The organism is Paenibacillus sp. EB106-04-04-XG159 (assembly GCF_058791835.1).
In genome coordinates this window covers 13,822-32,883 of sequence record NZ_JBYTDY010000029.1, presented here as the reverse complement: position 1 = coordinate 32,883, position 19,062 = coordinate 13,822, and the positions used below count along the sequence as shown (strand labels likewise).

Annotated in this window: 14 protein-coding genes and 4 pseudogenes; 4 read left to right on the top strand and 14 right to left on the bottom strand. The window is 47.0% G+C overall.

Going from position 1 to position 19,062, the window contains the following annotated elements; all coding sequences use genetic code 11:
- Positions 1-94: 94 nt before the first annotated feature.
- The 3 genes and pseudogenes from AC3WTP_RS22545 to AC3WTP_RS22535 form a co-directional block, all read right to left on the bottom strand.
- On the bottom strand, positions 95-682 hold the full coding sequence (locus AC3WTP_RS22545; RefSeq protein ID WP_492396867.1) for a chloramphenicol phosphotransferase CPT family protein: 588 nt from the start codon (positions 680-682) through the stop codon (positions 95-97).
- 304 nt (positions 683-986) lie between these two features.
- A complete protein-coding gene (locus AC3WTP_RS22540; protein ID WP_492396866.1) occupies positions 987-1,586 on the bottom strand; it encodes a hypothetical protein in 600 nt (199 codons plus the stop codon).
- Between the two features lie 90 nt (positions 1,587-1,676).
- Positions 1,677-2,854 (bottom strand): annotated as a pseudogene (locus tag AC3WTP_RS22535) (Mur ligase family protein).
- Between the two features lie 270 nt (positions 2,855-3,124).
- Between AC3WTP_RS22535 and AC3WTP_RS22530 the strand changes: the two are divergent.
- The 3 genes and pseudogenes from AC3WTP_RS22530 to AC3WTP_RS22520 all read left to right on the top strand — a co-directional run.
- Positions 3,125-3,742 (top strand): annotated as a pseudogene (locus AC3WTP_RS22530) (RNA polymerase sigma factor); the annotation flags it as partial.
- 63 nt (positions 3,743-3,805) lie between these two features.
- Positions 3,806-4,897 (top strand): hypothetical protein, encoded by a 1,092-nt coding sequence (locus AC3WTP_RS22525; RefSeq protein WP_492396870.1) that lies wholly within the window; start codon positions 3,806-3,808, stop codon positions 4,895-4,897.
- Positions 4,894-6,033: an extracellular solute-binding protein gene (locus tag AC3WTP_RS22520; RefSeq protein WP_492396865.1), complete on the top strand. Its 1,140-nt coding sequence runs from the start codon at positions 4,894-4,896 to the stop codon at positions 6,031-6,033. Before AC3WTP_RS22525 ends, AC3WTP_RS22520 begins: the two co-directional genes overlap by 4 nt.
- A gap of 64 nt (positions 6,034-6,097) precedes the next feature.
- On the opposite strand, the gene AC3WTP_RS22515 is transcribed toward AC3WTP_RS22520, so the two are convergent.
- From AC3WTP_RS22515 to AC3WTP_RS22490, 6 genes and pseudogenes are all read right to left on the bottom strand, one after another.
- Positions 6,098-7,765: an RNA polymerase sigma factor gene (locus AC3WTP_RS22515; protein ID WP_492396864.1), complete on the bottom strand. Its 1,668-nt coding sequence runs from the start codon at positions 7,763-7,765 to the stop codon at positions 6,098-6,100.
- 380 nt (positions 7,766-8,145) lie between these two features.
- Positions 8,146-8,568: a hypothetical protein gene (locus tag AC3WTP_RS22510; RefSeq protein ID WP_492396863.1), complete on the bottom strand. Its 423-nt coding sequence runs from the start codon at positions 8,566-8,568 to the stop codon at positions 8,146-8,148.
- Between the two features lie 145 nt (positions 8,569-8,713).
- Positions 8,714-9,121, bottom strand: coding sequence for a hypothetical protein (locus AC3WTP_RS22505; RefSeq protein ID WP_492396862.1), 408 nt, complete (start codon positions 9,119-9,121; stop codon positions 8,714-8,716).
- 190 nt (positions 9,122-9,311) lie between these two features.
- Positions 9,312-10,151 carry a VOC family protein gene (locus AC3WTP_RS22500; protein ID WP_492396861.1) on the bottom strand — a complete coding sequence of 280 codons (840 nt, stop codon included), beginning with the start codon at positions 10,149-10,151 and terminating at the stop codon, positions 9,312-9,314.
- A gap of 228 nt (positions 10,152-10,379) precedes the next feature.
- Positions 10,380-10,661: pseudogene (locus tag AC3WTP_RS22495) on the bottom strand (DUF3267 domain-containing protein); the annotation flags it as partial.
- A gap of 84 nt (positions 10,662-10,745) precedes the next feature.
- On the bottom strand, positions 10,746-11,588 hold the full coding sequence (locus AC3WTP_RS22490) for an AraC family transcriptional regulator (RefSeq protein WP_492396860.1): 843 nt from the start codon (positions 11,586-11,588) through the stop codon (positions 10,746-10,748).
- 385 nt (positions 11,589-11,973) lie between these two features.
- On the opposite strand from AC3WTP_RS22490, the pseudogene AC3WTP_RS22485 reads away from it, so the two are divergent.
- Positions 11,974-12,379, top strand: a pseudogene (locus tag AC3WTP_RS22485) (hypothetical protein); the annotation flags it as partial.
- Here the strand turns inward: AC3WTP_RS22485 and AC3WTP_RS22480 are convergent.
- Genes AC3WTP_RS22480 through AC3WTP_RS22460 form a run of 5 tightly spaced genes read right to left on the bottom strand, consistent with a single transcriptional unit; the run spans position 12,300 to position 19,057 of the window.
- Positions 12,300-12,476, bottom strand: a complete 177-nt coding sequence (locus AC3WTP_RS22480) for a hypothetical protein (protein ID WP_492396859.1) — start codon at positions 12,474-12,476, stop codon at positions 12,300-12,302. The pseudogene AC3WTP_RS22485 and the gene AC3WTP_RS22480 overlap by 80 nt on opposite strands.
- 33 nt (positions 12,477-12,509) lie before the next feature.
- Positions 12,510-13,490, bottom strand: coding sequence for a carbohydrate ABC transporter permease (locus tag AC3WTP_RS22475; RefSeq protein ID WP_492396858.1), 981 nt, complete (start codon positions 13,488-13,490; stop codon positions 12,510-12,512).
- Positions 13,491-13,507: 17 nt separating this feature from the next.
- On the bottom strand, positions 13,508-14,410 hold the full coding sequence (locus tag AC3WTP_RS22470; RefSeq protein ID WP_492396857.1) for a carbohydrate ABC transporter permease: 903 nt from the start codon (positions 14,408-14,410) through the stop codon (positions 13,508-13,510).
- Between the two features lie 7 nt (positions 14,411-14,417).
- A complete protein-coding gene (locus tag AC3WTP_RS22465) occupies positions 14,418-16,985 on the bottom strand; it encodes a DUF5696 domain-containing protein (protein WP_492396856.1) in 2,568 nt (855 codons plus the stop codon).
- 5 nt (positions 16,986-16,990) lie between these two features.
- Positions 16,991-19,057, bottom strand: a complete 2,067-nt coding sequence (locus AC3WTP_RS22460) for a YIP1 family protein (RefSeq protein ID WP_492396855.1) — start codon at positions 19,055-19,057, stop codon at positions 16,991-16,993.
- Positions 19,058-19,062 lie beyond the last annotated feature (5 nt).

Below are 19,062 nucleotides of genomic sequence, written 5' to 3'. Positions count from 1 at the left end.
AGGCTTATTTAAGTCTGTATTCTTTGGAGTTCTGAAATCTTATACCTGTTGAATCTTGACTTTGATTAGCTGGTTTATCTGATGGATACCCCATCTAGGAAACACTAACATTTCTTTTACTTAATTTCTTAAATACCGAGTATTCCTTATTGGACTTAATATAACTTAATATCTTTTCGGCACATTCTATTGGATTCATCTCCTCAGTATTTACTTCGAGGTCATATTCATCAATGCAATATACTTTGCTGAACTGGGAAGCTGCTAGACCAATATTTCTATCTCCTCTTGTTTGCTCTCTTCTTATGAGTTCTTCTTTCGAGCATTTTACACCTACAAATAATGTAGGCTGATCAGAAAATACATCAAGACACTCATTAAACCACTTGTCATTTTCAATTACGGTATCAACTATTACATTCAAACCCATTTCTGAAAACAATTTAATTTTCGAAAAGTACAGTGAGTTTAAGGGATCAAAAGTTATTTGTGCGACAACTTGGTCATCTACTTCTCTTGTAGGTTCAATATCTGAAAAATTATTCTTAAAAAAATCCTTGATAAAATCATCTACTGATAAATGATAGAAAAGAATCTCTTTCTGATTCATCAGTTCAATAGAAATACTAGTCTTTCCTGAACTTGAAGTTCCGTTCATCAACACAATGATTCCTTGCTTCAAACGAATCACCCTCACATGTAAGATTTGCTTATATTTCAGATAACGTTATATTCACAAAGTTCATAAAATTATCCAACTCAGAAAATATTCGTGAAACGATTGAACTATCCTGCCAATTAGCTAAAAAAGGCTGCCGATTCGTCGACAGCCTTCTCCTGAATTACTATTGAGTTCAAGTAGTTGATTTTCAATTCTTCAGATGCTGAGAAGTTTTTTAAGGCATTCAAAAAGAACGTTACCTTGATATAAAGTGATGTACGATTAGATGTTACGCTACTTATGCCTATGAGCGTGAGGTAGCTGTTCATCGGTGACGTCTTCTTAAGAATATGACCAGCAGGACAATCGATATTAGTGAAATTGCAAGAACAATAACAGCAATGACGAAACTTCTATCTGATTCATTGTTGATCGTAGAGATTTCCGATTGAACCGTTTGAGGGAAGGTTACTTTAGAGGGCTCACTGCCTGCTCCCAATGCGCTAAGTTCTTCTTGTGCGGCAGAAAGAATTTTATTTCCTGAACAAAGTCCTGTTTCAAGTCGAACCAAATCACCGTAAGCAAACACGATATATTCTTCATTCACTTCGAAATCCTCATATCCACAACTTTCTGAACTCCATGCTGTGTAAACAGTTGTTTGAGAACTCAGTTCCCCTTTCCATACCGTGTTCACTTCGAATTGAACCTTTACAGCATCCGCTGAAGACCTCATTTTTTCTTTATCAGGTTTTGTCAAACTCAATACTTTACCCGAGAAAATGGCAGTCTTTTGATTCAGTTGCTCTTCTATAGTCGGGGTTTCAGCGCAAGAACAAGCATTGACCGTTACAGGCTTGGCAACAAACCACGTACCGAACACAAACCAAAAACATAGTAAGACCTTTATGATTCTGTTCCACATCCTTAACACCTCACCTCATCATAATGGTGAAGATTCCCACGCTTAAATAGACGCAGCTAACCTAGAAATGTTCCATAATCATCCTGCCCGTTAGGTGAACCTAATCGCTGCCCTTAATTCTTCCCGGTCATCAAAATGTATGGTCTCATTTTTCAATATTTGATAGGTTTCATGACCTTTTCCTGCAATAACTAAAACATCATTTGTGTCAGCTATACTAACCGCCTTGTATATTGCCTGCCTTCCATACGTCCAGACACACCTTTAAAATTCGCTAATCCTTGTTGAATGGCTTCCAAAGGAATTTGTTCGGCGAGTGAAGCAGCAACTGCAGCAAGTGCGTTATACACATTAAATGTTCCAACCGTCAGTAGATCAATTGTTGCTTCCCCAGCAAAAGAATGTAATTGAAAAGTAGTACCTTTAGCAGTTAATTGTATGTCCTTGGCCATCACATCCGCTTTATTGTTTATCCCGTATGTAATAACCTGCGCACTGGTTATCTTGCGAAAAAACTCTGAGACTGGGTCATCTGCGTTTAATACAGCAAACTTCCTTCTATTGGAATCCGATGAAAACCCATTTTCCATCCTTGAAAAAAGCAATCCTTTTGCTGCACGGTAGTTTTCCATTGACCCATGATAGTCTAGATGATCTTGAGTTAAATTGGTAAACACTGCAGTTCTGTAATCGCAACCCAATACACGTCCAGCATCCAATCCTTGTGAAGTTACTTCCATGACGCAATAGTCCACGGAAGCTTCTTTCATTTTCCTTAAATTAGCTTGCAAGGCAGGCGGTTCTTGGGTGTTAATGTCGGTTTCAATCAGATCAGTACCTATTTGGGTACCGAGGTTTCCCATAAGACCGGTTTTGTAACCTGCCTCGGCTAAAATGGATTCCAGCATGTGACTTGTTGTTGTTTTTCCATTTGTACCCGTAACTCCGATTAACTTTAATTCAGCACTCGGGTAATGGTTTAAATGATTGGCGAATACGGCCATTGCATATCGAGCATTCGGCACTTTAATCGTTGGCACGTTGAGATTGACATCTTGTTCTACAACTAAGGCAACGGCCCCCGCCCTAACAGCTTCTTCCGCATACTGATGTCGATCTTCTTGAAAACCTGGAATACCCGGTATGCAAACGAATAAATCTCCTAGCCGAACGTGTTTGGAGTTCATTCTTATTTCATTTATCTTTACATTTAAATCACCAGTTGTTGTAGCGACCGTCAGTAAATCTGCAAGCTCATTTAACTTCACCAACATCCCCACCTTTTTTATAGCAAGTTATTCAAATATAAACGTATTCGCCCAGCACCAAAGTATTTCCTTTTATTTCAATATCAGCATACATTCATTGAACTACGCTGTCTGTTAATTATTTCTATTTATTTTTTCTTTTTTTGTGTAAAATCAAGGAAATGTGTTCAAAAACGATTAGGATATGGCATCTAACTTAGCGAGGGCAAGCGGAGACACAGAGACACGGAGGGCGGGTATGTGAGCAGTTACGAACTTAGCAGCATTCGCATGGAAAGCGGTCGCAAGGAATCGGAAGAGGTCCGGCGCAGCCGAATGCTGGCGGAACGAGCACAATCAGGCGATACAGAAGCGTTTGGCGAGTTAATCGAGCAGCATCGTAATCGTGCAAAAATGTGGGCCGAGAGGATAACCGGGGATCCACATATGGCCGACGACATCGTTCAGGATGCGCTCATTCGGGCGTTCCTGCACATCGGATCGCTGCACGATACGAGCCGTTTTCAGATTTGGCTGCACAAAATAGTTCGCAATCAAGCGAACATGCGTCTCCGACGTGGTGGTCCATACAAAAGGGAAATGCCTTTTGCGTCTTTCGCTTCTTTGGACGGCGACTCGGGTTCGATCGATTGGGACGACCTGGACAGCCTGCTCTTCTATTTGACCCGATCGGCCGCGAACGAGGTGAAATACTTCCATGATCCCGCGGAGTCTCTTATGCGCAAGGAGCTCTATGAGACAATCCACTCGGTGCTGAACTGCTTAAGCCGCAAAGAACGCGATATTTTCGAGGCATACTTCTTCAAACAGCTGAGTCCGGACGAAATCGCCGCCATGTACCAGATGACGACAGGTTCTATCTACACATACATCCACCGTTCCCGCCAAAAGCTCCGACAAGAGCAAATCCGACTCTCTCTGGGCCTACAACCCAATAAAGGAGGAAGGGCTTTGAACAAAAGCAAACTGCTCCAATTGCCCGAATGGCCGACCTCGGACTCTGTCATGCTATCCTTCATCGACCGAATCGGACACATGCTTGCCGCAATCGGCGACCGGCGAGAAACAGCCGAGTTGATGGGGATGTCGGGCTTCGCTTTCCGCATGCAAATTTCCGATAAAACGACGTTCGCGGACGGCATCTATATGTTCGATTGGCGCCAGACGCTGCGTTTGTTCATGCAGGAGCTAGGATACGAGACGACCCTGCTGTGCGGGCAACTGGCGGATTCGCCCGTACCGCTGCTGGGAGCCGTCGAACGATTCCCTGTTGTGCTGCCGATTGAAGAAGCTGTTATTCCGTTTATACGCAAGGCGATCGACGCTAGCAAGCCCGTGTTTTATTTTGACACTACTGCTTCCAGACCCTTTGTGCACGAGTGGTCGCTCATTTACGGCTACGATGACGAAAAACAGACCGTGCAACTGACCGATGCTTTGAAGCCAGGCGGCAAGTCGCTGAGTTACGAGGATATCGCCCTCAATCCTGTCCGATTCTTGGCAACGGTCGATCGCATCGAGGAGCCTGCGAAGCCACTGCAGTCACGGGCTGCAAAAGAAGCGGCAATGCGACATATGGCGGAACAAAGTGTCCGCTTCGCCATCGAGCATGCGAAAAACCCGCGCGCCTATTGCCCCATGACTGGGTATTTGTCGTACACTTCAGGCTTGTCCGCATACGATCGATGGATCGGGCATATGCAGGGCGATCCAGCCATACCGCCGAATCGGTACGGAGCCGGACAGCTTGCCGCTACGTATGCTCAGACGAGAAGCTACGCGGCTCAATATTTGCGCGGCATCCCCTTTCAAGGTGAAGCAATGAGATTCGCGCTTCTATCATCAGAAGCTTACGAGCAGGCCAGTGAGGCTTTGAGCGAGTTTAGTGCAGTTGTACCATTCATGCGTACGGCAGAAGCGTTATCACGGGAGCAATGTGAGAAGTGCGCGGACTGGCTGGAGCAAGCGAAGGCTTTCGAGACCGCCGCAATCGGTTATTTAGAAAAGACGATCAACCATTTGGAAAAGGGGAACTCACTGTGAGCGAAAAGATGAAGATTCGATTGATGACGGACTTTCACGATATGCACAACCTTATGGATGCGAAGGCATCCTTCGAGCAAGATCATCCCGACGTTGAAGTCGTCCTCGAGCAAGCAGCTGACCACTATGAGTTGCTGCAGGCTTATAAATCGGACGAAGCGCCGGACATTATCGAATCGGGCGGATGGTCTCTATTTAACTACAAAAGCATGTTCATCGATCTGTTGCCATACGTGGACGAGGTGCCGGGCTTGAAGGACGACCTTCATCCGGGAATTATGCGCGTGGCGTGCAAAGACGCGACGTTGCCAGGCTTGCCCGTGGACGTCGCGCTTCCCCTCATCTTATATAGGAAGGACATGTTCGATGCTGCTGGTCTCGCTTACCCGAAGGATAACTGGACTTGGGAAGAAATGATAGAGATGGCGGAGAAGCTGACGATTCGGGGTGAACATGGCGTCGCACGTCAATTTGGCTTCGGCTTTGGCGTGGACATCGAGGAAATCGAACCGTTCATCATGCGGAACGGAGGCCGATACTTGTCCCCTGACGGCTCGACAGCACGAGGTTACGTGGATCAACCTGCCGTCATCGATGCGTTCCAGAAGCTGATCGACGCTTACCGGATTCACCGTGTCATTCGGAACCCAGGTGAGCCTTCGGAAGCAGGGGAATTGCACCAAGGCTTCGCGATGATTTTCGGCTTTACTTGGTTCGCTGGCGGCATCGTCAATCACGGGCTGTCGGATCAATACGGTGTCGTCGGTTTGCCGAATATGCCGGGTTGCGAACAATCCAACATGGTCTACATGGGCGCCGCGGGAGTCACGTCGAAATCTCGGCATCCGCAGCTGGCGTGGGAGTTTCTGCGGCGGTATGTGTTAGATCGTTCCGAAGCCTTCCGCGCTGCGCGCACGCTGCCTATCACCCACTCGCTAGCGGAACATAGCGGCATGGCGCAGCACCCCATTTGGTCGCGCTTCGTGCTAGAGTTGGATTGCGTGCAAGTTAGCGGCTTCTATATCAGCGAGAAATGGAACTCCTCTCGGCAGTTGATCAACGAAGACATCCATCGGATGATTCTCGATGGGGCGGACGTCGCTCAGACGTTGAGATCTTGGACTAGGTTTGCATAAAAGGAAGAGCTATCCCTATTCAAACAGGCAGGAAACGCAATTTCTCACGTTTCCTGCCTGTTTGTTATTCTTTTTCAACAATAAAAATCATCGGATACGGTGGCTGTTCTTCCATATCATAACCGCCATCATGCAGTTTTCCGTGTTTTATAGCACAACGCAATGTCGCAAATAAAAGCGCATTATCCGACCACAGATACTGCTTTTGAAGTGGTATGCTCTTAAGGTGCGACGGAAGTTCCTGCTTTTTGCCCTTGTAAAAGTCGGTGAGCAGTTCTTTCAGATCGTCCGTCATGGCATATTTTGTTTCGGCGCATATTTGCCAGAGCGACTCAGACTCTTTTTTGGTAAGAACGGGTATGTTGACTTCTGCTTTACCGTTGTCCGACCGCAGGATCTTGCATTTAGTCAGCCACGTTATGCTTTTAAGCAATTCGATATTAAAGCCGGTTTCATTAGGATCAATACCGCTATGAATGACATAAAGGAGTTTCAGATAATCCGCATCCCATACATCATACGAGGGCTTATAATACGGATCACGATGATACAACTTAATCGGAAAGCCTTCCGGGTCATATACATGTAATCCGATCAATTTTGAACCGAGATAATTTTCGAGATACTCATGTCGTTCACCCGCGTAAGCGTGCATCATGATGTCCATGTGTTCTCGGTAATCGAATTTCTGGAAATTGACGTACCCGAAAGCTATCCATTTCCCACCGTTGGGACGGTCAGGAAGAACCTGTTCTTCTCTAAAAATCTGATTGAATGTCCTATGAATGCCGTAATCCATGCAGTTGAAAACAAAATACAGTTCCAGCGCGTGACGCTGATCATCGTTGCTCCGAAGGAAATAATCGGTTTGGTGGAGTTTATCAAGCCCCGTCTGAATCGCCTTCCAAAACAATTCGAAATTGTTCTCCACAAGCTGTTTTTGTGCGGGTATGTACTTCTCCCTGTCCTCAACCGTGGATAACATGAAGTCGGTATATACCTTATTTCCGGTTCGCTTCATCAACTCGCCGTCAACAAGTTTTTGGAGGATGGGTTCGATATAAGCCGCAGGAATTCCGATCTCGCGAGATAAGTCTTCAACAGTAATCGGCTTTGCATATGCTAAATACAACAAATTTTGTGCTATCAGATCATGGTTTACAAGCGAAGCTGGTTCACCGTTCATTCCCCATTGACCGCTGTTTGTAACCTGCAACTCAATCGGTTCATAGCTTTGTTTATTGTAGCTACCCATAATATAAATTCCTTCCTTCATTCGCTCTCTGCTGGCAGACAGTCTGCTTTTTACGGTTCCCACCGGAATGCCGAGTGCCGCCGCTATTTGCCCGACTTCTTCGCCGTTCATATAATAACGAACGATTACCTCCCTGTAAATCTTCGAAAGATAGGTAATTTCACGCCGTATGGCTTCGGCCTCATCAGATTTTCCAATTTCGTCAATTGCATTGTTATCATCAACAATGTCAAAATTCTCCCCGATACTAACTTTTGGATGATTATATCTTTTTCGCAGCGTATCATAATATTTGCGATTCAAAACGGTAAGAAGCCAGCCTCGAGGTTCTTCGATTGTCTTGCCTTTTGAAGAATAGACAAGTGCCGACAGCAAGGTTTCCTGTGTTAAATCTTTTGCGTCTTCAAGGTTGCCGCATTTTCGCAGTGCTGCTGACAGCAAAAAGTCTATTTGGTTTTCAAATTCCTTGTTTTGCATTGTCAGCACCTCTCGTTTGAAAGCTTTCACCTATAAAGTCGCGGAATTAATAGTTTGGTTCGGTCGATTTGTATATATTTTACACGAAACATAAAAACAAATCGATTTAAGCCATACCTAATCTGTTGTAGTCATGTGCAACTTCTACTCGAAGTAGACCATGGTTATTTAAAGACATCTCCCCCCTAGGAATTATACATTTAAGTTAATAGAAAAAGGCCATAGGAAACCAGGGACTTGATCATTCACAAGTCGCCTAGTGCCTTTGGCCCCAAACGGCAGGCATCCGATCATGGATGCATCCGGTTATTTTCAGTTTTACATAAATCGTTTGTATTACTAACTTATAAAAAGCCTTCACTCTGTATGTATATGAGTCCTTACTCCAGTTGGCTTTGCTCCTCAACACCTAGTGGTTCAAAAGCTTCTATAAGCTTCTGTGCCATCGTGGTGTTCCCATCGTAATAAAAGACGAGTATTCTGCCCATACCATAAGATCCGTTTGGGGGGACAGCATCGGCGGTTGGAAATGGGTCGCGTTGTACTTCTCTCCTCTGTGCAACGTTCGAGAAAATGTATATCGTCAAGTTTCCTGGTTCAAGTTGATATAAGTGCCGCTCAGTGCCTCCTCTTTGAACATCGTATGCATTTTGGGTTTCAATCCTTTCAACATATTGAATACCTGCTTCATCAAGGACGGTCAACACGTCATTTAATGTCTGTTCCTGAGACGTCTCTGTTTTGCTTCCACAAGCACATAAAAAAATGACAATAAAAGTGAGGATAAATAAAGTCTTGTTCATACCCATCCCCCTCCTTTTAAGCTAAGACGTAGTTAAAGTGGAGTTGTTGCGTTAACCTGCAGGTTAACGTACTGAAGCTGCCGAACGGTGCCGGCAACTTCATTCTAGTCGTTTATTCAGCTATTGTGTCCCGTTAGAGGAACGCCTACCTGTGACGTCCTTCATCAATCCTGTTCTTCGCCTTTAATCTTATATCTTCATCCTCATCGTTCAATAAAATGTTTAATACTTGTAAAGTTGCTTTTTTGTTGTTAACAATTCGTAGTCTAACTGAGCTATCTAAATCTTTTGCCAGTTTTAACTGTAAGCTTTCAGGCAACCGATTTTTTGTTGCAACATTAAATCTAACCCTTTCATCTGTATCGTCAGCTAGAATTTCCATAATCTCAACTGGAATTGATTTATTATGTGCTACCCATTCACGCATTTCAGGATAGGTTCCAATCACTTCTAACCAAACATCTAAAGGTGCTTCATCCCATGCAGCCTTCAGGTACTCCTCTATTTTATTACTAAGCCTTAACCTTACAAACTCTTCAGCCGAATTAATCATATTTCAACCCCAATAGGCAGATTTATTCATATTCTATCATGGAAGTTAGTTAAACTATTCCGCCAGTTAACTTAATAAATGAGCAGGCTGCGGTAGCCTGCTCAACATGAAGTATTATTGAACTAGCGTTCCTCGTTAGTGCAAGTGTCTATCAGAGGTTTTTGTCACACTCTGGTCGTTTACGATTCAGTTAATATTTATATACATTAAATCGGTTGCCGTCTGGGTCATAAAAGTGAAAAAATGCAAAAAAACCACCCGTAATGTAGTCAGAAGTACGGATACCGTTATCTCGCAGATATTGAAAATATCGAGAAAATCCCTCTCCATCATGAGTGACACAATAAGGGCGGCAAGTTCCATCTACTGGTCCGTTATCCGGTGCATCTTCTGAAAGTTGGTCAAGCCACCAAACGGAATGTGCATCGGGATGATGTTCCAAAGATAACCCCATTTTTAGGGACCCTTTTGTAGAGTAATCCTCCAATAATACCATCCCTAAATATTTTTCATACCACGTTCTAGCCTCTTGAAGATTTCTTACTCCAATACGAACCCAACTTCTGCCAAAGCGTGAACCGTCTTGAATATCTTGGCTTTCTGCTGCGGTTAAGCGGGTACCTTCGAATCCCCAAAAATCAAAGTGACCCTTACCATCGGCTGTGTAATAAATGTCAGAAGTACGTATGCCTTCTTTTTGAAAATAAGCATGCTCGGCTTCTAAGTCACGCGTAGCATGACACCAACGAACGTTTGGGTCAACCGTGCCACGTTCGGCGAAAAAATGATTAACTCTTCTGTCCGTCAGTACAGATTTGAGCCATAAACCAGCTCGCAACTCGGTCATAATTTCCGCTGTAGCTAATTTTTCATTTTTCCCATTCATTACTTGCTTGCGGGTAAATCCCATATGCTTTTCATACCATTGGACAGCTATTTCATGATTGTCCCAAATTACATCGATTTGTCCGCCGTCATATGCCAATTTAGGGACAGATGTAACCGTAGCTGGCTGCTGCGTAACCTCCATCGGGCAAACCTTCTTTCCTCTTTTTTTAGAACAAGTAAGAATTCAATTCTCACTAATATTTTCCTTCGATAATGAAAAATATATTGATAAACTATCCTGCTCGTTAGTTAAGAAACAGGCAGCCGATTCACAAAAAGTCGGCTGCCTTCAAATATTATTATTGAGCTATAGGATACGTCTAGCTTAATGAATACGTGTACTTACATAATGCTTTTAATACTATTTCACTCAGTTATAGCCTCTGCGAAATACAGAGTTCTTCGGTTTAATTGCAATTAAAAATGAATTAACGATATCTGAGGAAGAAATCAATAAGTTTATCCAACTTATAAATAAAATGATTGATTTAATATTACCTGATACATAGAACGATACAATGGCGGGTTTTGTATAATATCACTAGAATGTGTAGGAATTCATGAATAATGAAAACAAAGAAATTATTAAGATAACGGGGAATTTAGTAATGTGAGTAAAGCTCGCTCCAAAAAAAATACAAATGATTAGCATCGTCGGTTTTTTGCAATGTTTTCTTTAGTTCCTCATCAAACTAACTCATGTTTTTTATAGATACTTGAAGGTTATGTTGGAGATCTACCCGGTGCTTTGAGCATTTTTCTTATAGATGGATGGCGATACGCCAGTGTACTTTTTGAACGTCTTGGAGAAATAAGTCAAATTATTGAAGCCGACGCCATAGCACACATCGGTCACGGACAGATCGGGCCGGAGCAGAAACTCGGTCGATTTAATGATCCGCACATCGTTTAAATAATCATTGAACGTTTTTCCGGTAAACATTTTAAACAAATGGCAAAAATAAGTTTTCGATGTTTTGGTGTAATTGCAAATATGCTCCAACCGGATTTTTTCGTCGTAATGCTTATGGATATATTCAACCGCCCGATTGATATTAGGCCAATACTTGCCTGAATTATCATCCAGCAGGGGAGCATTATTCTGCCCGGTCTCCCGGATAATATAGGACAACAGCTTGAGCAGGCTACCCTTCAGATTCAATTCGTAATAATCCCTGCATCCCTCGTACTCATCCAACATCTCTTGAAATAGCGTTTGAATCCGGTGTTCAGTAGCGCCCGATATTGTCAATTTCCGTATTTCTGTCAGTTGGCTTACCTGAAACGGATAGTCGATAAATTCCGGTTGAAATTCGAATCCGTAGATTTCCAGCTTGCCGGTGTCGAATTCAAAGCTGTGAACGGTATAGGACGGAACGACAAACATGCTTCCTTTCATCATGGTGTACTCACGACCTTGAATGATGTGTTTGAACATTCCCTTGCTTACATACCAGATTTGCACATAATCATGAGCATGGGGCTGTTCACAACTTCCAAATGTCTCATCAATTTTATACACCTTGCAAGACATGTTCTCCCGCATTTCAAACTTGGAGAAAAACTGGATTCCGGCCATCCGTATCACTTCCACCTCGCATATTTTCCAATATTAGCTGGACTAGAGTGGCGGCTGATCTTTATTACTGCTTGACGTATGTGCCCTTTACGAATTGAACATCCGACATAGTTCTCCCTGACGGTCGGGTCATCGCTTCTTGCGCTATCTAGCAGCGCAGTTAATACGCTTTGAACGCGCCTGTCATATAACTGTAATCAATCCTCCCCTTTCAAATAACGGGAATACCGGTCCACCTTGACCGTTTATATAGCTTGAGCATTTTGCATTAATCTGAGCCTTTGCTACACAAGGATTTTCGAGCATGGAAAAATGACTTCACCCCAACTTAGAAAAGTTTTCAAGAGACTAATCCAGAAAACTAAGAAGGAGTGAAGTCTCTATTATATTCTCCAAGTATATTCTCGAAGACTGCCTATTTTCCTTTGAGGAACTGTTAAATTTTTAATTAAAAGATCGATTGCCAATATTTTTGGCCATCTTGACTTAAGACCATACGCCAAACAATTGAGAAGTTGTTCACCTCGAGGGGCTAGCTAAGCAACTCGTTGAAGATTTAGTTCAATGTTGTCAACGAGAAGGCATCATTGACCGAAGTCACGTAACGATCGACAGTGCCGCTATTCACGCTTATGAAAAGAAGCAACCGAAGCGAAAAAGCCACCAAACAGACGGTACAATTCTTTATGCTTGATGCAGGATATGACCAATTCAAAGTTTATGAAGCTGCCCACCATGTGAAAGCGCAGGCGATTGTTCCACTGAACCCTCGAGGAGAAAAGGAACCTCCTGAGGCAATCGGCTGCCGTACAGATACGGCCTTCGGCCAATACAGGCACCCGCTTCAAGTCGGCCAGCCGGCGCACCAGTTCGGTGTCCGGCTCCCATCCGTTCAACTCCTTTACCTGTAGAAAGATAATCCTAGCCCACAAGCCCTGTCCGCTCGACACTTTCGACGAAATATCGCTGCGCGAACAGGTACAGCAGGAAGATTGGCGCGATAGCGAGAAGCGTCGAGGTATTGATCAGCAAGGATACATAGGAGTACTCATCCCGGATGGCCAGCAGGTTGGATGGTAGAATGTACAGCATCTTGGACAAGACGACGGAATTGGCCATATACAAGTTGGTGAAATAATCATCGTTCCACTGCCATACGAAAGAGAACAGCGCGACGGTCGCCATCGCTGGAATCGCGTTGGGCAGCATCACTTTTAAGAATGATTTCATAATTCCCGCTCCGTCCACATAGGCGGCTTCCTCCAGCTCCTTCGGCAGTCCCCGGAAGAACTGCCGGAAGATATAGATGTACAGCCCGTTCTTCATCCCCATCGCCGTCGCCGAAGAGATGAAGAACGGCCAATAGCTTTCCAGCAGGTTCACGCCCGGTTTGCCGGTGAACAGGCCGTACAGCCCGAATACGTCGAAGAAGCGGAAATGCAGATAGGTCGGCGCCATAATCGTTTGCGGCGGAATGACGATCGTAAAGACGACAAGCGCAAACACGATGCCGCTTCCCTTAAACTTCAATCTCGCAAAGCCGTAACCCGCCAGTGCACAAGATATGACTTGGAGCACCGCCGTTCCGGCGCTCAGGATGAACGTGTTCGTCACGGCCTTGGAATAATCTAGAAGCTCGAACACCTTGAAAATATTGTCCAACGTAAAGTGCCGGGGGATCCAGACGATCGTCGAATCGAAAATATCGCCGCGGTCCTTGAAGGCAATCGACAATTTGGTCAGAATCGGGTAAATAATGATGAAGCAGATCCCGAACAGAAGGAAGCCTCGGACAATAATCCAGAGTATATTTTTCACTTTGTCGAGCGGCCGGTAGCTGCTATTCCACTCTCTCACGCTGGCAGCGGCTGAAGCGCCGCGCTTAGGGGCTGCTGCTTTCATGCTTACGTACCTCCCGCCTAATCATAGTAGAACACCCGCTTGGAAATGATGGATGTCGAGATCAGCAGAATGATCGAGATCAAGACAAAATACGCCCATGACATCGCCGAGCTTAAACCGAAATTCAACTGCCGGAAAGCAATGTCCTTGATGTAGTTCGTGACATTGTTCTTGTAGAACGAATCGACGATCGAATAAACCGTGTTCGTTAAAATAAGCGGCGTCATCATCGGGAACGTAATTTTCCAGAACGATTCATATCCCGTCGCCCCCTCCATCTTGGAGGCTTCGTACAAGGACGGCGAAATCGACTGGATCCCCGCCAGGAAGATGAGAATCTGCACCCCGGAAGACGTCACGATCTGATAGATCCGGTCGACCGCCTCGGCAAAATAGAACACGACGGATCGGCTCAAGCCGGCATCGAGCAGAAAAGGAACCAGGTCGAAGCCGCTTAGGCCGGTATAGTTGCCTTCCATGTCGTTAGCGGCGTCGCCCATCATGGACGCTAAATAATTGTTGCCGTCCAGGCCCGCGATGACCCCTGACGCCATCACGACGGGAAGGAAGATGATCGACCGGGCTAGCGCCCGCCCCCGGAATTTTTGCGAGAGCAGCGTCGCCGTAAACAAACTGAAGAATATGATCAGCGGCACGTTCAGCAGCATCTTCGTCACCGCTTCCGTCAAGCTCCGGTTAAACGAGGTATCGACGAAGAACGCTTTATTGAAATTAGCCCATCCGACGTATTCAAGCGAGTAACCTGTCTCATTAATAGTTAATTCGCTAAAGCTGAACCGGATCGACTGGTATAAGGGAACGGCCATCAATAGCAAGAATCCGATTATCCACGGGGAAATAAACAACACGCCAAAAATCGATTTTTTCTTCTCCAGGCTGAGCGTACGTTTCTTTGCCATGTGCGATTCACCCCTTCACCTTATAGTGCTCGGCTTCAATCGTTTCCCCGTCGACCGTAACCGCTTCGGAGCCGTAATTGACGATAACGGACAGACCGTTCTCGTAAGTCGTTTCGTAGACGCCATCATCCAGCTTCTCGTGCTTGATCATACGCTGTCCCCGGACTTGCTTCAGAATGCCGTTCACCTCGCCGTAAATTTGCTGCGCTTCATCCATCCAATCCTTGTAATAGGTCGCATACAGCTCCTTGTAAATATTGGGACTGATCGAAGCCGGATCCTTGTACATCCATCTGTAAAAGACATTCGATCCACTCTCGAGCGATTTCAGCACCGACTTGCGGATATTCTGATCGTCGTTATAGTTGAACGGCTTGCCGGTATAATCGACATATCCGTGCAGCACCATCTGATAGAACGGAACCGATTCGTCCGCCAGCTGGTAGCGGTTGCTCTCCAGCGGCACATTGAGCAGATGGCTGGCGTATGGCAGCACGAACGCATTGCCCCCGCTGACCATCAGCTCCGGCGCTTCCTTCTTAAGCCGACCGGCTTCCGCAGCTATGGTTCGTACCGCAAGCTGCCTGTCGACCGTTTCTCCGACCGTGAAGTCCGAATTGACTTCCTCGCCCAGATCGTGCAGGGACAGGGCACCCGGATTATAATCCCGGTAATCCTCCAGAAAATCGTCGATAAGACCGCCGAGCTTGTTCGGCGATAAGTTATAGTGCGAGAACAGATCATAGTTCTTCTGATAGGTGGCCAGGTCGTACGAATAGATCTTCGTTATTTTTCGCGATAGAAACTGCGCGGCATCCCTGGAAGGACTGTAGCCTGATTTGCGGTATACCCGCAGGAAGGATACATCCGGATACAAGCCGCCGCCGTCACGCTTCAACCGCTCGGCAAGCGCTTTCCATTCCTTCTGGGTGCCGAGGACACTTTCGTGCCTTACCCTGGTCGGAATGCGGTGCTCGAGTCCGCCGTTAAACCAGCCGTTGTAGCTGACTTTTATATTGCGGATGTCCTGGGCATTCAGACTGTCCAGCACCTTATTGGCCTGTGCGAAATCGGTTAAAGGCTCCTGCGTATCGTAAGGAATCCCGAGCAGGCTGTCCGGCTTGGACATGCTGCCGAGCAGCTCCAGGTAGAATGGGGCATCGCCCTTCGCCTGCATCGTTTTCATGCCGTACATCTGTTCGAGATAATGACGGTAATACGCAGCCATGCTGGAATAATCCGCCTTCTCGCCGTTTAGGAAGCCGTACCGGATCTGCAGCTTCCCTTGGTACATCTGGTTAGGCGTCCGGATCGTTTCCTCCGTCGTGCTCAGCTGTACGACGTCTTTGGGCAATACGGTAAATACGCTGCTCACCGTATTGTATTGATGCAGCCGGCCGCTAATATCCGCCGTCAACTTAGCCAAAGCCTCGCCATCCTCGATAATGCCGAATAATGCGGCATCGCTGCGTTTCATTCCGAATACCGGCAGCCGGCTCGATTCGACCGTTACGGCCTTCTCCGTCCTGCTCATCGACCCGTCGTCGCCATAGATCGGGAGGATCAGCGGCTGAGACAGCAGCTTTCCGTTGTTCAGGTTAATGAGCGCTCCCGAACCGTCGGGTACAAGCATATAGCCTTGATCGTCGAGCCCCATTGCGCCAAAGCTGCCGAGCAGCCCGATCGAATGAATGCGATACGGCTTGCCGTCTTCAATCTTGGTCGTATCGACCGAGGCGATCAAGCTGTCGCCATCGAGCGAATATTCCAGCGGAACGGTAAATTTGGCGGCGCCTCCGCCTTCATCGGTCGCTTCCACGCCGTTCTCTTGATTGTCGGCAGCCAGATCCTCATCGGTGTAGCCCGCTAATTCAAACAGCGCGACCAGCCGCTTGAGGCCCGCCTTTGGAATTTCCCGCCGCTCGTAGATTTGCGTCTCCTTGTTCAGCTTGAACCGGGCGTCAAGCTCTTCCTTATCGGCTTCATCGTCCAGCTTGTTCAGCAATTTCTCTTCGAACCTCGCTTTACTGATTTTCTGCGGGATCGATTCGATTCCTTTCTCCGTGCTCCCGAATCGGTAGGTCACCGTAACGCTGCTGTCCGATTGCTCAATATCGAATTGATTATACTGAACGCTGTCCGTAAAGCTGTCGTAGCTCTGCGTCTGATTATTCCGGACTAAGTAAACGAGCTGAAGCTGGGAGGAAAGATTGGACAGAATTTGCGGCGTCGCCAGCGGATCCTCCTCGCGGCTCTCTGGATTCGATCTCCAAATTTGGCCGCTTCGCTTATCCAATACCGCCACTTCGGTTGTTTGCTTATTCATGAATAATTGGAGCGTCCCGTTCTCCAGCACAGGCTCCATGCCGGCTGGGGGCCGCAGCCCGGACGGCGCGACCGTAACCGTTTCGTCAAAGACCGGAATGCTCTTCTGCGCCGCAGGCTCGTTGCCCGCTGCAGACAGGCTGCTGGAGCGGATCGGATCCGGAGCAAAGACGGTTACATAGACGATGACCGCCGCAGCGATAACAAGCAAGGCCGATGCCGTTAAAATGCGTTTCCAATATGCCGTCACCTTCCTCACCCCTCCCCAATCCTGAACCTAATCTCTTGGTATATCGTCGTACCGAACTGTAAGATTTGCTGCGCAAGGCTGGCCATCAGCATTCCCAGGAAGACGATGATTCCCATGACCAGCAGGGTCAGCAGCATCGTAACGACCGTTTTCGGCACATTGTATTGATGCACGGTCAGCATCCCGATGAATAACAGTAAGATGAACCACATGAACCCGAACGTTTCAATCAAATTGTAGAAGGAGACTTCCTTCAACGTAATGACTCTGGAGAACAAGAGGAGCGGTCCCTGCACAAGCAGCAGCGGAATCACAGCCAGCCCCGTCGCCATGACGATTTCCTTAAACTTGCCCTCGCCATCCATGAGCGTTGTGATCGACCAGTTGGACACGCACCAGAGAAAGAACGGCAGCACGATAAATTTAAGCTCATCCAGGCTGTTGACGATCATATCGTTGACCGGATTAATGACGAACCCGGAATATTGGCGCCGCAAAATCGACAGGACGGTGAGCAGCAGCAGAATGAGAAGGGTGAGCCATATCCTGCCTTTTTGCTCGTATTTCATCTCCCAGAACCCGTTGAACGGTCGGAATAACGTCTGCCATGCCGAACGGATGACGCCCGGCTCCGAATCGCGGACTCGGATGAGTTTGAAGGACCCGATCAAGAGTAGAATGGCGGCAACGCCGGCAGTCGCAATGACGGGGAAGTACTCCCACAGCCATTCCTTCCGGTACCGGTCGAATGCCTTGGAATAATAATCCGGATGCGTCCCGCGCTTAAAGCTTTCCATCGCCGCGTAGTTATTGTTCTGTATCAGCTCCCCTTTGCCGATCCCGAGGTAAGCCATTTCCAGATTCCGGTTTAATTTCAATGCCTCCTGCCACCACTTGACGGAATTGCTCTCTTCGCCGAGGTCGTTATAGATGACGGCATTGCGGATCGCTTCCCCATACCGCGTCGGCTCGAACACGGTCAGATGATTCAAGCCCCGGTCCAGAACAATGATGCTGTCGCCGAGCACACTCACTTCGACAGGGGTCTTGAATTGCCCGAATTGCTCGCCTAGCGCGCCGAACTGATACATCAGCTTGCCGTCCTTGTCATACGTGAAAATCCGCCCGCGCTTCGAGTCCAGGATGCTGTAGATCCCGTTCTTATCCGGAGCGACGCTGACAATCGTGGAACGTCCCTGCCTGGTGCCTCTGAACGATGTGCGGATATCGCCTCTCGGCGGGAACCAGCCTTCGCGGCGCAGCACGTCGGAGCCCGAAGGATTCAATCGCCGCACCGGCTCCGACGAGGTGCCGTCGCTCGTCGTCACATAGAGAAAATCCTCTTCGTCGATATCGATATTGTTGAATTCAACCGGGATGAACAGGGCCATCGCTTCCCGCTGCGCTTTGGTCGATATCTGCTTCCAGAACAAATCCACCGGATTGACCATCACCTTGTTCACGCCGATAAAACCGGTGAAATTGCCCTCCGAATTGAACTCGATGACGCCGTCGAATACCCCTTTGCTGACGACATAAAGACGTCCTGCCGTATCGACAACGAGCTTCGTCGGTACGTAGGTGAAATTCGCGCGCAGAACATCCGCCTTCGGCGGACCTATCTCGCGGATGAACTCGCCGTCCGTCGTCAGCTCGACGACCCGCTTATTGCCGGTATCGGCCACGAACAGGCGGTTCCGGTCGCTGACGAAGATGCCCAGCGGCTCCTTGAACGTATCGGTTTTGCCGCCGTTATCGAAGCTCTCAATCACGTTCAATACGTTCCCCGCTTTATCGATCTCGACGACGCGCTGGTTGCCCGAATCCAATACGAAGATATGGCCTTCCTTCGTAATGAACATATCCTCCGGCGTTTTGAAGGAGCCGACATTCAATCCGCCGCCGGTGATCAGCTTTGCCGGCAAATAAGGGACCGGAGCCGCATCGGCCGTGCCTTCATCGGAATAGTTATATCCGTCATAGGGGGCCGCATATGCCGCAGGCATAACCCCGGCTCCAGACGCAGCAAGCAAGAACAGGAAAAGCGTCACAATCTTCTGTATTCGCTTCATAGGCT

Coding starts and splice junctions, on each gene's coding strand:
- AC3WTP_RS22540 (WP_492396866.1), bottom strand. CDS start 1,586: ATGTGGAACAGAATCATAAAGGTCTTACTATGTTTTTGGTTTGTGTTC.
- AC3WTP_RS22515 (WP_492396864.1), bottom strand. CDS start 7,765: ATGCAAAACAAGGAATTTGAAAACCAAATAGACTTTTTGCTGTCAGCA.
- AC3WTP_RS22510 (WP_492396863.1), bottom strand. CDS start 8,568: ATGAACAAGACTTTATTTATCCTCACTTTTATTGTCATTTTTTTATGT.
- AC3WTP_RS22505 (WP_492396862.1), bottom strand. CDS start 9,121: ATGATTAATTCGGCTGAAGAGTTTGTAAGGTTAAGGCTTAGTAATAAA.
- AC3WTP_RS22500 (WP_492396861.1), bottom strand. CDS start 10,151: ATGGAGGTTACGCAGCAGCCAGCTACGGTTACATCTGTCCCTAAATTG.
- AC3WTP_RS22490 (WP_492396860.1), bottom strand. CDS start 11,588: ATGGCCGGAATCCAGTTTTTCTCCAAGTTTGAAATGCGGGAGAACATG.
- AC3WTP_RS22480 (WP_492396859.1), bottom strand. CDS start 12,476: ATGGGAGCCGGACACCGAACTGGTGCGCCGGCTGGCCGACTTGAAGCG.
- AC3WTP_RS22475 (WP_492396858.1), bottom strand. CDS start 13,490: ATGAAAGCAGCAGCCCCTAAGCGCGGCGCTTCAGCCGCTGCCAGCGTG.
- AC3WTP_RS22470 (WP_492396857.1), bottom strand. CDS start 14,410: ATGGCAAAGAAACGTACGCTCAGCCTGGAGAAGAAAAAATCGATTTTT.
- AC3WTP_RS22460 (WP_492396855.1), bottom strand. CDS start 19,057: ATGAAGCGAATACAGAAGATTGTGACGCTTTTCCTGTTCTTGCTTGCT.